Source organism: Kitasatospora sp. NPDC050463, assembly GCF_040655255.1.
GTDB lineage: Bacteria > Actinomycetota > Actinomycetes > Streptomycetales > Streptomycetaceae > Kitasatospora.
Genome location: NZ_JBFAJO010000033.1, coordinates 63,993 through 77,770, shown reverse-complemented (window position 1 = coordinate 77,770; position 13,778 = coordinate 63,993). Strand labels below are relative to the sequence as shown.

Below are 13,778 nucleotides of genomic sequence, written 5' to 3'. Positions count from 1 at the left end.
GAGCAAACCGTTCACTACGACTGAACGGTTGCCGCCACCTCGGCCAACGCCGCCAGCACCCGGCGCAGCGGCGGCGTCCCCTCCGTCCCCGTGCGCACCGCGGCCACCACCCGGCGGGTCGGCAGGTCGGCGGGCAGCGCCCGGACCACCGCCCCGCCGCCGCGCCCCGCCGAGGCCAGCCGGGGCACCAGCGCCACCCCGAGGCCGGCCGCCACCATCGCCAGGATCGCGGACCAGTCCGCCGCGGTGTGCGCCCGCTCGGGCACGAACCCGGCGTCCGCGCACGCCGCCAGCGTGATCTCCCGCCAGGGGCCGGCCGCGCCGTAGATCCACGGCTCGTCGGCGAGGTCCGCGAGCCGCAGGCCCGGGGCGTCCGCCCACGGGTGCCCGGGCGGCAGCGCCACGTCCAGCGGGTCGCTGAGCAGTACCGACTCGACGAACCGGGGATCGCCGCCGGCCGGCCGCACCGCGAGCGAGAGCGCCAGGTCGACGTCCCCCGCCGCCAGCAGCCCGTACGCCCCGGCCGCCTCCGCCTCCACCACCCGCACCGCCAACCGCGGCGCGTCCTCGCGCAGTCGGGCGATGGCCGGCACGAGCAGCCCGCCGATCGCGGTGGCGAAGGCGCCCACCCGCACCTCGCCCGCCTCGCCGTGCAGATACCCCGCGAGCTCCGCCTCGGCCCGCTCCAACTGCCCGAACACCAGCTCCGCGTGGCGCAGCACCAGCCGCGCCGCACTGGTCAGCCGGACCCGCCGACCGTACGCCTCCAGCATCGGCGCGCCCAACTGCCTGGCCAGCGCCGACACCTGCTGGGAGACCGCGGACGGCGAGAGGCTGAGCCGCTCCGCGGCCGCCGTGACCGTCCCGCACTCGTCGACCGCCCGCAGCACCCGCAGTCGCCGCAGATCCCACTCTCCGACCGCACCCATCGCGCCAGCGTAGTCGGATTTCGGCCACCCCGGCCGGGACCCTTTGCCGGGCTCCCGATAGGGTGCGGCGGCGCGACCTCCCGGCGATCACCGCCAGGCCCCAAGTCGCCCTGTTTCGGACATCATTCACCAAAGCTGGAGCAATGATCGTGCGCTCTTCCCGCCTCCTGGCCGCCTCCACGCTGCTCGCGCTGTCCCTCGGCGCGACGGTCGGTGCGGCCACCGCCGGCGCTGTCGCCGTCTCGCCGAGCCCGACCGCGACCAGCACCCCGTCGGCCCCGTCGACCAGCACGGCCACGCCGACCACGCCGACCACCCCCGCAGCGAGCGCCCCCGCGACGGCCACCCCGTCCGCCACGGCCACTCCGACGAACCGGCCGACCGTTCCGGTGCCGACGCCGACGGCCTCCGACCGCTGCCACGGCGGCGTCTACCCAAGCAACCTCCTCAAGACGACCGGCACCGGCCTGTTCGGCACCACCCTGGTCAAGGGCGGCCCGGCGGCCGAGGTCTCGGTGGTCTTCGAGAACAAGAGCGGCGTCGACCTGCCCGTCATTCGCCACGGTCTCTACGTCACCGACGAGTTCGACATCCCGGTGGGCCCCAACTGGAGCCCCGAGTTCTTCGACGTCCAGGTGAACACCGGCTCGGGCTGGAAGGCCTTCAAGCTCACGGACCGCAACTTCTCGTTCGACGCCATCAAGCTGGCCAAGGGCGAGAAGTTCACCGTCCAGCTCCGGATAGCCGCCACGGCGAAGGCCCCGGCGGGCAAGTACGGGAGCACCATCGGCGGCGGCTCCGACGCCTTCGACAACGACAAGATCCCCACCCCCGCCAACAACAAGCCGAACGCCTGCACCCAGTTCATCGACTACTACGAGGGCGACTTCCAGGTCGCCGAGGCCGGTGCCGCAACCACCGCCAAGGCCGCACCGTCGACCTCCCCCGCCGCCGGCCCGCACCTGGCCGAGACCGGCTCCAGCTCCAACACCCTCCCGATCGCCCTCGGCGGCGCCGTCGTCCTGGCCGCCGGCGCCGGCACCCTGCTCGTGCTGCGCCGCCGCAAGGCCGGCTCGCACAGCTGACACCGGTAGCGGTAACGGAGGAAGGGGTACGGGCGAGCGCGCCCGTACCCCTTCCCCGTCTCAGCAGGCCCGCAGCAGGGCGTCGTCCCGCCACGTGAGGTTTTTGATCACCGCAAGCCCGTGACCTGCGGATTCGACCAGAAAGGTGCGCCCCCGAACGAAGGTGTTCGGGGGCACGCTCACATGTCGGGGCAGCGGGTCATGCCCAGGCCTCCTCCACCGCCTTTTCGACCTGAGCGAGCGGGATGTAGCAGTCGTCGTCGGTGTCCCAGGTCTGGAACTGCTCCAGAGCGTTCTTCTGAGAATCACCCAGAATGGTGTGAGTCACCATCCACTCCGTGCGGGAGACCTTCCGGTCCCGGTCGGCGTCCATCGCCCGGAGGGGCACGAGGACGTAGTTGGTGATGTAGTCCTTGAGCTTCGGGTTACTGCAGGCACGCACCAAAGCGTCCTTGGTGACCTTGCCGGACTTGTCGGCACCGGCAATCTCCACCAGCGCCTGCCACAGTCTGTTGGTGCCCTCGGTCAGCGGCTTCCATCCGCCGTCGCCGGGGGCGAGCCCGACTGCCGGTCCTCCTCCTCGTGGTCTTCCGCCCGCCCTCGCCTGCGGCTCAGCAGCGGTGACCGGCTCCCCGGTCCGCCGGGCAGGGCGGGAGGTTCCCTCCAGCAGCCTTGATCACATTCATGTCCGCTGTCCTGACCCCGCTGAAGTCGAGCGGTTCCTGCCGACCAGCAGTCACCAGGAGCCTCCGGGAGTTGTCCGGCAGATCTGTCGGACAACTTCCATAACTCCTCTCGTGTGCCCCAGAGTTGTTCTTCCAGCACACACTAGGAGCTCTGGATGTCAGGCCGCCGAACCCGGCCATGGGCGGACCTGCGCGGCAGCAGCCCGCAGGACAACGCCACGGCGGCGCTCATGCGCACCTGGATGGACGAGGCAGCGCTCACCGTCAGCGGCCTGCACAGCGCCCTGACCCACGGCCGTTTCTACAGCGGGCCCGTCCCGAGCCGGACCACGGTGGCCGACCGGCTGGCCGGCTGCAACCTCACTGGCGAGTTCATCGATGCGGTGGCCGCGGCCTGCTTCCCTGACGAGGCAGTCGCCACGGAGCGGGCGCGACAGGCCCGGGGGGTGCTTGACGGTTTCGGAAGGTTCTTCGCGGACCGGACGGAGACGATCCGGGCCACCGCGGTCAACCCGCTGGCTCTGGCCCAACTGCACCAACAGGTCGAGGATCTGCGGGGTCGCCCCGGAGCCGACAGCGCGAAGCTGGTCACGCAGCTGTACCAGGAGAACTCCCAACTACGTCTGAACGTCGCAGAACTGGGCAAGCGCGTGCACGCGCTCACCAAGGAGCTGAGCTGCTCGGCGAGCGAATGCGAACAGTTGCGCCGACGCCTCGCAACGACCTCCCAGGCGCTGGCGGCTGCCAGGAGCAGGGCAGGAGTGCCGACCGAACGGCCCGGGAGACAGCCGGCGCCCCCATGCCCGCAAACCCGGTCCGCAGCGGAGAGGGCCGGCGCTGGACCGAACGAGGACCTGGACGACGAACCACCCACCGCGGAGCCACCGACTGGCCCGGCCGGCGGACCACCAAGCCCCCTCCCCCCGACGACCGGGCTGTCGGGCGGTGGCGGTCCACCCGAACCGGGCGGACGCACAGCGCCGGTAGGCGGTGCCCGGTCGGTTGGTGCTGCACTGCTCACCGACCCCGCCGGTGCCCCGGAGGCGGTCGGCCCGGATCTACCGCTCGAGTTCGAGGCGTTCTACCTCTCGAACGTGGCCTACTACACCGCATACGCCAAGTCACGTCTGGGAGATGAGCGACTTACTCGACGGGCGGTCGACGAGGCATTCGGTTTCATCCTGGATCGCTGGCAGCAGCTTGTGCGGGAACCCCAGCTGGCCGCCTCGACCTGGGATGTCCTCCTGGCCAGCGTGGCGTCTCACACCCGCAGCTTCTCCGCAGACGCTGCGCTTGCCCGGGCGATGCAGAAGGCCCGGGCCCAACTCGACGCGATGCAGGACGGCCTCGGCCTGTACGCCGCCATCTCGGAACTTCCGCCACGCCAGTTCGACGTCATCGTGCTGCGTTACGTTGCCGGCCGCTCCACCACGGAGATCGGCTTGCTGATGGACATCAGCGTGCGCACCGTCGACTACCACCTGAGCAGGGCCAAGGATCGCCTCGCCAGGAGTCTCAGCCTCGACAACCGGCCCGAGGGAACGCAGCGGTGAGCCGGCCTCATACCGGCCGGACGAGGCGGCGCGATCGGGGAACGGCCCGGTCACGGGGGCCTCCACCAGGCCACGAAGCAGCGACACGAATGCGGCGGGGGCTGCAGCGAACGGCCCCCGCCGCACACCACCGTCGAGGCGGCACGCAGGAAAGCACAGCCTCCTCGACAACAAGCAGCCCACACGAGGAGAACTACTTGGACGCCAACGGTAACGCGGACGACGTTCCCCAGGCACCCCTCATCAGCATCAACGTCCAGGGGAAGGCACGGCTGAACATGGTCGCGCCGGTCTCGAACGCCTATCACGGCTCCATCAGCCGGACCAGCGTGTCGGCCGGCGATGGAAGGACCGGCGCGGTGGCGGTGCCCCCGTTCTGGCACCGGACCTCCGTGATCTGGAGCGCGGTGGCCGCACTGGCCGCGGTCGCCACAGTCGTGGTGACCTGGGCCTTGGCCAGGTGACCGCCCGGGGCTCCTGCCGGTGCCACCGGCAGGAGCCCCGGCCCCTCGGCCCTTGCCGAGCTGTCGACGGAGTGCTCCGGGTCCGGGAGCGGGGCACTCTGCGCCGGATCCGAGGGCGTGTGCCCCACGTGTGCCCCGGCAGCCTGATCCCCGCCTCGTTCTCGCCCGACCTGGGCCCCGATAGCGACCATTCGTGCAGGTCAGAGGGATACCGGCGCTACGACGCGGCCCGCAGCAGGGCATCGTCCTGCCACTTGAGGACCTTGTCGAAGCTGACGATCGCACCGCGCAGAGGATGGTTGCGGAGCTGGACGTGGTCGGTGAGGGCGTGGATCAGGAACAGGCCGCGGCCGGACTCGGCGGTGAGGTCGGGGAGTGTGTCGAGGTCGACCGGGCGGAGGGTGGGCACCGGGGCCTCGGGGCGGCGGGGCGGCAGGACGTGGGTGTCGTAGGGGCGGTCCTCGCGGCGGGGGCGGTGGGCGGTGAGGACCGGGCCGGGGACGCTGGCGCGACCGCGCCGGGCACGGCGGTGCGGGGCCGGGCGGGCCGGCGGGGCGGCGGGGCGGCGCAGCGGGAACGGTGCGGGGGCGGCCGGGACGGCCGGCGCCGGGAGGCCGGGGCCGGAGTCCGTCACCTCGATCCGCAGGAGGTCCCCGCTGATCGACGCGGTGACCTGGAAGCCGGCGTCCGCCCGCCCGCCGGCGCCGTGTTCCACCGCGTTGGCGCAGGCCTCGCTGAGGGCGACGCCGAGGTCGTCGGCGATCTGCGGGTCGACGCCCGCCGTCGCCATGGCCCCGAGCAGGATGCGCCGGGCCAGCGGCACGCTGGCCGGGTCGCGCTTGAGGTGCAGAGTCCACCAGATGTCCACGGGAGGTCCCTCCTGGCTACGGCTCCACATACAACTAGGTATCTCCGGGCGATCCGGCGGTGAACCGTGCCGGAGGTCCGCCACCGCCCGTTCGGCGGATGGACTGGGGCCGTGGTGTGTGCCGAGCGGCGCACACCGGGGGCCGCACGCGGGGCCGAACGGGGCATTCGTGGGGCTTGTCCGACAATCCGCGTCCCCGCCCGGCGGGAGCCGTCCGACCCGCCCCGGGATTTCCCACCCTGCCAACGACGGCGCGGTGGGCGATGAGATGATGGCCCGGCCATGACTGCCCTCGCCACCGCCCCGCACCCGGGCGCCCTCGCACCGGACGCGCCGGTGGGGGCCGCCGCCTGGGACCTGCGGCTTGCGCGGGCCGTCCCGTTCGCCCTGGTCTGCACGCTGGTCGCGGCCGCCGGGCACGCCCTGGCCGGCGGCGGGAACGTGGCACCGCCCGCGCTCGCGACCGGCTTCGCGGCCGTCCTGGTGCTCGCGGTGGCCTTCGGCGGGCGGGAGCGTTCGCTCGGCGCCATCGCCGGTGCGCTCGGTGCAGGCCAGCTCGGGCTGCACTGCCTGTTCCACGCCTTCGGCGGGCACGCCACCGCGGCCGGCGCGATGGCCGGGATGCACCACGGCGGCGGTTCCGGCCGGCTGACCCTGCCCCAGGTGGCCGGCCGGCTGATCTGCAACGAGGCCCGGCCCGGCACGCCGGCCGGCCTGTCCGGCGGCCCGTCCGCCGAACAGCTGGTCGCCGGCGCGGGCCTGGACCCGCAGGCGTACGCCGTCGCGCCCTGGTGGCAGGGCGGCCTGCTCGGCATGACGCCGTCGATGCTCGCGGGACACCTGGCCGCCGCCCTGGTGGCCGGCTGGTGGCTGCGGCGCGGCGAGGCGGCGCTCTGGCGGTTGGTCAGGATCACCGCCACGGCCGCCCGGGAGCACTGGGCCACTCCGCTGCGGACGGCGTTCGCGCTGGCCGCGGCAGTGCTGGGCGGTCTGCTCGGCACGCCCGGCGGGCCCGCCCGCCGGTCCGGCGCACGCGCCGGGGACAGCCGGCCGCCGGCGCGCACCGCGCTGCGGCACAGCGTGGTGCGGCGCGGCCCACCGTTCGGGGCCCTCGCGTACTGACCCGCCGTCGACGGCGTGCCCGCCAGGGCCGCCGGACCGGGCTCCGGGCGTACGCAGCAGCCGAGCCGTCTCCGCCGCGTCCCGCGGCCGGCTCCCCCACTCGTCCCCACGCCGCGCGGCCCCGCCGAGGCACGGATCACCGTGTCCGGGAGCGGTCCTGCCGCCGAGCCTCCGAACGGAGACCCGAATCATGCGTTCCCTTCCCGCCCGCCGTATCGGCGCCGTCGCCCTCACCGCCGCCACGTCCGTCGTGGTGCTGGCCGGCCCGGCCTTCGCGCACGTGACCGTGAACCCGGGCAGCGCCCCGCAGGGCGGTTACACCGCGGTCGACTTCCGGGTGCCGAACGAGAACGACACCGCCTCCACGGTGAAGCTGGAGGTCAACCTCCCGCTGGACCACCCGCTGGCCTCCGTCCGCACCCTCCCGATGCCGGGGTGGACCGCGACCGTCGAGAAGTCCAAGCTCGACAAGCCGATCAAGGTGCACGGCAACGACGTCAACGAGGCCGTCTCCAAGATCACCTGGACCGCCGACGCGGGCACCAGGATCGCCCCCGGCCAGTTCCAGGAGTTCCGCGTCTCGCTCGGCCCGCTACCGACCGACACCGACAAGATGACCTTCAAGGCGCTGCAGAGCTACGACAACGGCGACGTCGTCCGCTGGATCGACGAGGCCAAGGACGGCCAGCCCGAGCCGGCCAAGCCCGCCCCCGTGCTGACCCTCACCAAGGCCGCCGCCGGCGACGGCCACGGCGTGACCGCCTCCCCGTCGGCCCCCGCCGACGGCCACGGGCACGGCGACACCAAGGACGAGGCCGCCGCAGGCTCCTCCGGCAAGAGCGGCGACTCCACCGCCCGTGTGCTCGCCGTGGTCGGCATCGTGGTCGGCCTGATCGGCGCCGCGTTCGGCGTCCTCGGCCTGCGCCGCAAGAACGGCGGCTCGGCCTCCTGACCCCCGCACCGTCGGGGCCGCACCCGTACCGCACCCGGGTGCGGCCCCGCCGGTGATCCACCGCGCACGATCGGATCCCCCCATGCCCCGCACCCTCCGCACCGCCCGTCTGGCCGGCGCCGCCGCCGTCGCGCTCGCCGCGGCCCTCACCCTGACCGCCTGCGGCTCCGACGGCGGCACCGGCCCCGCCAAGGTCACCCGGCAGCAGGCCGACTCGCCCTACCAGGGCACGGTGCTCAGCAAGCACTTCGACAAGCCCGACCTCCAGCTGACCGACACCGCCGGCCAGCCCTACGACCTGCGGCAGAAGACCGGCGGCCGGAGCACCCTGCTGTTCTTCGGCTACACCAGCTGCCCGGACGTCTGCCCGACCACCATGGGCGACATCGGCGTGGCGATGACGAAGCTCTCCCCCGAGGAGCGGCAGAAGGTCGACGTCGTCTTCGTCTCCACCGACCCGCAGCGCGACACCCCGCAGGTGCTGCGCAGCTGGCTGGACTCGATGGGCAAGGACTTCATAGGCCTCACGGGGGACCTGGCCAAGGTCAAGGCCGCCGCCAAGTCGCTCGGCATCCTGATCGAGGACCCGGTGGTCAACGCGGACGGGACGGTCACCTCCACCCACGGCGCGCAGGTGCTGGCGTTCCTGCCCTCCGACGACAAGGCGCACCTCCTCTACCTCAGCGGTACGGAGGAGAAGACCTACGAGCACGACCTCCCGCTGCTCGCCCAGGGGGTCGCGGCATGAAGGGCATCGGCGGCCCGCGGGGCTTTCGGCGGGCCGCGCTCGCGGGGACGGTGCTGGCGACGGCACTGGGCGCCGGCGCCATCCTGGTCGCCTGCGGCGCGGGCGGCGGGGACGGCGCGGGTGGCGGCGGCGACTCCGCCGACGGGCCGGCCCGGCTGAGCGTCGCCGACTCCTACATCCCGCTGCCTCCGGCGGGCGGGATGGCGGCTGGCTACCTGACCGTGCGCAACGACGGCGGCGAGGACCAGCTGCTCAAGGTCTCCAGCCCGGCCGCGCGGTCGGTCACCATGCACCGCTCCACCGAGTCCACCATGGAGCAGGTCGACCGCCTGGACGTCCCGGCGCACGGCGCGTTGCAGCTCGCGCGCGGCGGCAACCACCTCATGATCATGGGATGGCAGAAGGCCCCCGCCCTCGGTGACGAGCTCGAACTCGACCTGACCTTCGCCAAGACCGGCACCGTCTCGGTCAAGGTGCCGGTCAAGGAACTCACCTACCGCCCCGGCCAGCAGTAAGGGGATCCAGGAGATGCTGACGGCCGCGTTGCCGAACCCCACCACCCGCCGCCGGCTCGTCGGGCTGCTGGGCCTGCTCGGCGCGGTGCTCGCGCTGATGCTCGCCGCCGCCGGGCCCGCCGCCGCCCACGCCACCCTGCAGTCCACCGACCCGGCGCAGAACTCGGTCGTCGCGACCGCGCCGCAGGCCGTCACACTGACCTTCAGCGAGGCGGTGTCGCTCTCCGGGGACTCGGTCCGGGTCCTCGACCCGGCCGGCAAGGCGGTCGACACCGGCGGCCCCGCACACGCGGACGGCAAGGACAACACCGCCCGGGTCGGGCTGAACAGCGGCCTGGCCAACGGCACCTACACGGTGGCCTGGCGCGCGGTCTCCGAGGACTCCCACCCGATCGGCGGCGCGTTCACCTTCTCCGTCGGCGCGCCCTCGGACACCTCCGTCTCCACCACCGCGCTGAGCGGCGCCGAGGCCGACGACGTGGTCGCCGCGCTGTACGGCACCGGCCGGGCCGTCGCCTACGCGGCGTTCGCGCTGCTCATCGGCGCGGCCGCGTTCGTGCTGGCCTGCTGGCCGGCCGGGGCGGCGCACCGCGCGGTGCAGCGGCTGCTGATGACCGGCTGGGTGGCCCTGCTGGTCTCCACCGTCGCGGTGCTGATGCTGCGCGGCCCGTACGAGCGGGGATCGGGCCTCGGGCAGGCCTTCGACCTGTCCCTGGTGCGCGCCACGCTTGACGAGCGGATCGGCACCGCGCTGGCCGCCCGGCTGCTGCTGCTGGCGGCGAGCGGGGTCTTCCTGTCGCTGCTGGTCGGCCAGCTCGGGCAGCCGGCGACGCCGCCCCCGGCGCAGGCCGGGGACGGCCGGGCGGGCGACGAGCGGACGCTGGGCGACGAGCGGCCGGCCAGCGACGCCCCGGCCGCGGGCGACGAACGGGCGACGGTGGACGCGGAGGAGGCCGAGCTGCGGCAGCTGGAGCGGCGCGCCGCCGAGCGCCCGCAGCACGAGGCCCGGCTGGGCCTCGGCGTGGCCGGGCTGGTGCTGGCCGTCGCCCTGTCGGCGACCTGGGTCGGCGCCGACCACGCCTCGGTCGGCATCCAGGTCTGGCTGGCGCTGCCGCTCGGCGTACTGCACCTGATCGCGATGGCGCTCTGGCTCGGCGGCCTGGCCGGGATGCTGGTCGGCCTGCGGCACGGGATCGGCGCGGACGCCGCCGACCGGTTCTCCCGGATCGCCTTCGGTTCGGTGGCGGTGCTCACCGCCACCGGGATCTACCAGTCCTGGCGCGGCCTCGGCAGCTGGGGCGCGCTGACCGGCACCGAGTACGGGCGGCTGCTGCTGGTGAAGACCGGCTGCGTGGTCGCGATGCTCGGCGTCGCCTGGATCTCCCGCGCCTGGCTGGCCCGGCTGCGGGCCGCCCCGGCGGAGGCCGAGCCGGTCGCGCCGGTCGAGGCGCCGGAGCCGGTCGCCGTCGCGGCCCGCACCGACGACCCGGTCCGGCAGGCCCAGCTGGCCCGCCAGCAGGCTGCCCGGGCCAGCGCCGGCCGCGCGCGCGGACTCACCCCGACCCGGGCCGGGCTGCGCCGCTCGGTGCTGGCCGAGGCGACGGTGGCGGTGGCCGTGCTGGTGGTCACCACGATGCTCACCAACTCGCCGCCCGGCCGGGTGGCGAGCGAGATCGCGGCCGCCGGGGCCGCGAACGGCGCCACCGTGCCCGCGCCGGGCGTGCCCGCCCCGCAGACGGTGCCCGGCCAGACGCTGGAGCTCAAGCTCCCGTACGACACCAAGGGCCGCACCCCGAACGCCAAGGGCACCGCGACCGTCACCCTCAACCCCGCCCGAACCGGTCCCAACGAAGTCCACCTGAGCCTGGACGGGGTGGACGGCCGGCCGGTCGACGTCCCCGAGGTGGAGCTCGCCTTCACCCTGCCGGACCGCGACCTCGGGCCGCTGCCGGTGCCGCTGACCGCCGAGGGCGCGGGGCGCTGGAGCGGCACCGCGCAGCTGCCGCTGGCCGGGAACTGGGTGGTGTCGGTGCTGGTCCGCTCCTCGGAGATCGACCAGACCACCGAGATCAAGCAACTGAAGATCGGGTGAGGGCGATGCGCGACGCCACGGGCACGGGCCGGACCACGGGCACCGGGAGCACCCCGGGCACCGGCGAAGCCACCGGTGCGGCCGACGCCACCGGCGCCGGGGGCGCCACCGGCCGGGCGCCGCGGTCCGGTGTCACCCGGCGGGCCCTGCTGGGCACCGCCGGGGCCGGGCTGGTGGTCGGCGCGGGCGCCGGAGCGGCCGGGGCGGCCGCCCTGGGCCGGGCCCCCGCGGCCGGGCCCGCCGCCGGCCCGAACGCCTCGCTCGGCGCCGGGCGGGTGCCGTTCCACGGCGAGCACCAGGCCGGCATCCTCGAACCGCAGCAGGCCCGGGTCCAGCTGGCCGCCTTCGACCTGGCCGGCGGCGTCGGCCGGGACGGGCTGCGGACGCTGCTGCGGAGCTGGTCCCGGACGGCCGCGCTGATGGCCGCCGGTGAACCGGCCGACGCGTTCGAGAACCAGGTGGCCCTGGACGCCGGCCCCTGCTCGCTGACCGTCACCTTCGGCTTCGGCGCCACCCTGTTCGACAAGGCCGGCCTCGCCGACCGCCGCCCGGCTGCGCTGGAGCCGCTGCCCGCCTTCCCGGCGGACGCGCTGGACCCGGCCCGCGGCGACGGCGACCTCTTCGTCCAGATCGGCGCCGACGACGCGCTGGTCGCCGTGCACGCCCTGCGGGTGCTCCAGCGCCAGGCGGCCAGCACGGCGGCGCTGCGCTGGCAGGCGGCCGGCTTCGCCCGGACGCCCGGCGCCACCGCGCACCCGGTGACCGGGCGCAATCTGATGGGCCAGATCGACGGCACCAACAATCCCAGGCCCGGCGAGGACGGCTTCGCCGGCAAGGTGTTCTGTACCGGCGGCGACGACCGCACCGCCTGGCTGAGCGGCGGCTCGTACCTGGTGTTCCGGCGGATCCGGATGCTGCTGGACTCCTGGGAGTCGCTGCCGGTCGACCGCCAGGAGCGGGTGATCGGGCGCCGGAAGGCGGACGGCGCGCCGCTCTCCGCGCCCGCCTCCGGTGGCGAGACCACCCCGGTGGACCTGACCGCGCAGGCGGCGGACGGCACGCTCGCCGTCCCCGCCGACGCGCACGTCCGGGTCGCCGCGCCGGCCGCCAACGGCGGGGCGACGATGCTGCGGCGGGGCTTCTCGTACCACGACGGCCTGCTGGCCGACGGCTCGCCGGACGCCGGGCTGCTCTTCCTCGCCTTCCAGGCGGACCCGGGCCGGGGCTTCACCCCGGTGCAGCGCAAGCTCGCCCGGGGCGACGGCCTCTCCCGCTTCCTGCGACACGAGGCCAGCGGCCTGTACGCCGTGCCGCCCGGCGCGCCGGAGGGCGGCTACGTGGGGCAGCCGCTGCTGGAGTAGGCACCGCCGTGGGCGGTCACGGTCCCGGCCCGCGTCTCAGCGGCCCCGCCCGGACCTCCCACGGACCGGAGCGCCGCCGTGGGCGGCGGGTGAAGTGGCCAGGACCTTCCGGCAGATGGGCGACACCGCCCCCGATCTGCCGGAGGGTCTAAGGTGATCTGTTCGGTAACCCTTTCGCATGGAGGCGGCATGTCGGCCACCCGCTACACCTACCTCGGCCCGGCGGGCACCTTCACCGAGGCGGCCCTGCGCACCCTGCCCGAGGCGGCGACCCGGGAGCTGGTGCCGCTGGCCTCGGTGCCGCTGGTGCTGGACGCGGTGCGCGGCGGCGAGGCCTCGGGCGCGTTCGTGCCGATCGAGAACTCGGTCGAGGGCGCCGTCACCGCGACCAACGACGAACTGGCCGCCGGCACCCCGCTGATGATCTACCGTGAGGTGCTGCTGCCGATCTCCTTCGCGCTGCTGGTGCGGCCCGGCACCGAGCTGGCCGACATCAAGACCGTCACCAGCCACCCGGTGGCCCAGCCGCAGGTGCGCCGCTGGCTGGCCGCCAACCTGCCGGACGCCCGCTGGGAGTCCTCGGCCTCCAACGCCGACGGCGCCCGGCTGGTCGCCGAGGAACGGTTCGACGGTGCGTTCGCGGGCGAGTTCGCGGCGCCGATCTACGGCCTGGACCCGCTGGTCAAAGACATCGCCGACGCGCAGAACGCGACCACCCGCTTCATCCTGGTGGGCCGGCCCGGGCGGGTCTCCTCACCGACCGGCGCGGACAAGACCTCGATGGTGGTCTGGCTGCCGGACGACCACCCGGGCGCTCTGCTGGAGCTGCTGCAGGAGTTCGCGGTGCGGGGGGTCAACCTGATGCGGATCGAGTCCCGGCCGACCGGCGAGGGACTCGGCAGCTACTGCTTCCTGATCGACTGCGAGGGCCACCTCGCCGACCGCCGGGTGAGCGAGGCGCTGATGGGCCTCAAGCGGATCTGCCCGCACGTGCGCTTCCTCGGCTCCTATCCGCGCGCCGACCGGCAGGGTTCCAAGCACCAGCGACCGGGCACCTCGGACGCCGACTTCACCGAGGCCGCCGACTGGCTCTCCCGCTGCCTCGACGGGCGCGGCGACATCTGAGGGGTTCGGGACGTCCGGGGGCGGCGAGGTACGTACGAGCCGGTCGCGAGGCTGCAGCGAGGCACGTGCGAGGCGGTTGCGAGGCGGTTGCGAGGCGGTTGCGGCATCCGGGTGACCTGGGCATCCAGGACATTTGATCGCCGACTTTCGTTTCCCTGTTCTTTCTCGACTGTTTTCGACTGCATCCGGACCTCGGGGCGGGCGACCGCACCCGTCGTCCACAGGGGCCCCACCGATGGAAGCGGCTGTCCACAGGCCCTCGGGCTGTCCACAGCCGA

General features: G+C 74.3%; 13 protein-coding genes. 10 read left to right on the top strand and 3 right to left on the bottom strand.

Going from position 1 to position 13,778, the window contains the following annotated elements; translation table 11 throughout:
* Window positions 1-14: 14 nt before the first annotated feature.
* A complete protein-coding gene (locus tag AB0J08_RS21660; protein ID WP_360636485.1) occupies window positions 15-929 on the bottom strand; it encodes a LysR family transcriptional regulator in 915 nt (304 codons plus the stop codon).
* Between the two features lie 149 nt (window positions 930-1,078).
* On the opposite strand from AB0J08_RS21660, the gene AB0J08_RS21655 reads away from it, so the two are divergent.
* Entirely contained in the window at window positions 1,079-2,014 is a 936-nt protein-coding gene (locus AB0J08_RS21655; RefSeq protein WP_360636482.1) for an LPXTG cell wall anchor domain-containing protein, read from the top strand.
* 199 nt (window positions 2,015-2,213) lie between these two features.
* Here the strand turns inward: AB0J08_RS21655 and AB0J08_RS21650 are convergent, their stop codons facing one another.
* Window positions 2,214-2,507 carry a hypothetical protein gene (locus AB0J08_RS21650; RefSeq protein WP_360636478.1) on the bottom strand — a complete coding sequence of 98 codons (294 nt, stop codon included), beginning with the start codon at window positions 2,505-2,507 and terminating at the stop codon, window positions 2,214-2,216.
* Window positions 2,508-2,855: 348 nt separating this feature from the next.
* Here AB0J08_RS21650 and AB0J08_RS21645 point away from each other — a divergent pair, with 348 nt between their 5' ends.
* Window positions 2,856-4,253 carry a sigma-70 family RNA polymerase sigma factor gene (locus tag AB0J08_RS21645; RefSeq protein ID WP_360636475.1) on the top strand — a complete coding sequence of 466 codons (1,398 nt, stop codon included), beginning with the start codon at window positions 2,856-2,858 and terminating at the stop codon, window positions 4,251-4,253.
* A gap of 197 nt (window positions 4,254-4,450) precedes the next feature.
* Window positions 4,451-4,717: a hypothetical protein gene (locus AB0J08_RS21640; RefSeq protein WP_360636472.1), complete on the top strand. Its 267-nt coding sequence runs from the start codon at window positions 4,451-4,453 to the stop codon at window positions 4,715-4,717.
* Window positions 4,718-4,934: 217 nt separating this feature from the next.
* Here AB0J08_RS21640 and AB0J08_RS21635 read toward each other — a convergent pair whose 3' ends face one another.
* Complete coding sequence (locus tag AB0J08_RS21635; protein WP_360636469.1) at window positions 4,935-5,585, bottom strand: ATP-binding protein; 651 nt, start codon at window positions 5,583-5,585, stop codon at window positions 4,935-4,937.
* 282 nt (window positions 5,586-5,867) lie between these two features.
* On the opposite strand from AB0J08_RS21635, the gene AB0J08_RS21630 reads away from it, so the two are divergent.
* From AB0J08_RS21630 to pheA, 7 genes are all read left to right on the top strand, one after another.
* On the top strand, window positions 5,868-6,707 hold the full coding sequence (locus AB0J08_RS21630; RefSeq protein ID WP_360636466.1) for a hypothetical protein: 840 nt from the start codon (window positions 5,868-5,870) through the stop codon (window positions 6,705-6,707).
* A gap of 190 nt (window positions 6,708-6,897) precedes the next feature.
* Window positions 6,898-7,659 carry a YcnI family protein gene (locus AB0J08_RS21625; RefSeq protein WP_360636463.1) on the top strand — a complete coding sequence of 254 codons (762 nt, stop codon included), beginning with the start codon at window positions 6,898-6,900 and terminating at the stop codon, window positions 7,657-7,659.
* A gap of 82 nt (window positions 7,660-7,741) precedes the next feature.
* On the top strand, window positions 7,742-8,407 hold the full coding sequence (locus AB0J08_RS21620; protein ID WP_360636460.1) for an SCO family protein: 666 nt from the start codon (window positions 7,742-7,744) through the stop codon (window positions 8,405-8,407).
* Window positions 8,404-8,922 carry a copper chaperone PCu(A)C gene (locus AB0J08_RS21615; protein WP_360636457.1) on the top strand — a complete coding sequence of 173 codons (519 nt, stop codon included), beginning with the start codon at window positions 8,404-8,406 and terminating at the stop codon, window positions 8,920-8,922. The genes AB0J08_RS21620 and AB0J08_RS21615 overlap by 4 nt, the downstream gene beginning before the upstream one ends.
* A 13-nt stretch (window positions 8,923-8,935) precedes the next feature.
* Window positions 8,936-11,014, top strand: coding sequence for a FixH family protein (locus tag AB0J08_RS21610; protein ID WP_360636454.1), 2,079 nt, complete (start codon window positions 8,936-8,938; stop codon window positions 11,012-11,014).
* 5 nt (window positions 11,015-11,019) lie between these two features.
* Window positions 11,020-12,375, top strand: a complete 1,356-nt coding sequence (gene efeB / locus AB0J08_RS21605) for an iron uptake transporter deferrochelatase/peroxidase subunit (protein ID WP_360636451.1) — start codon at window positions 11,020-11,022, stop codon at window positions 12,373-12,375.
* 189 nt (window positions 12,376-12,564) lie between these two features.
* A complete protein-coding gene (gene pheA, locus AB0J08_RS21600) occupies window positions 12,565-13,500 on the top strand; it encodes a prephenate dehydratase (protein ID WP_360636448.1) in 936 nt (311 codons plus the stop codon).
* Window positions 13,501-13,778 lie beyond the last annotated feature (278 nt).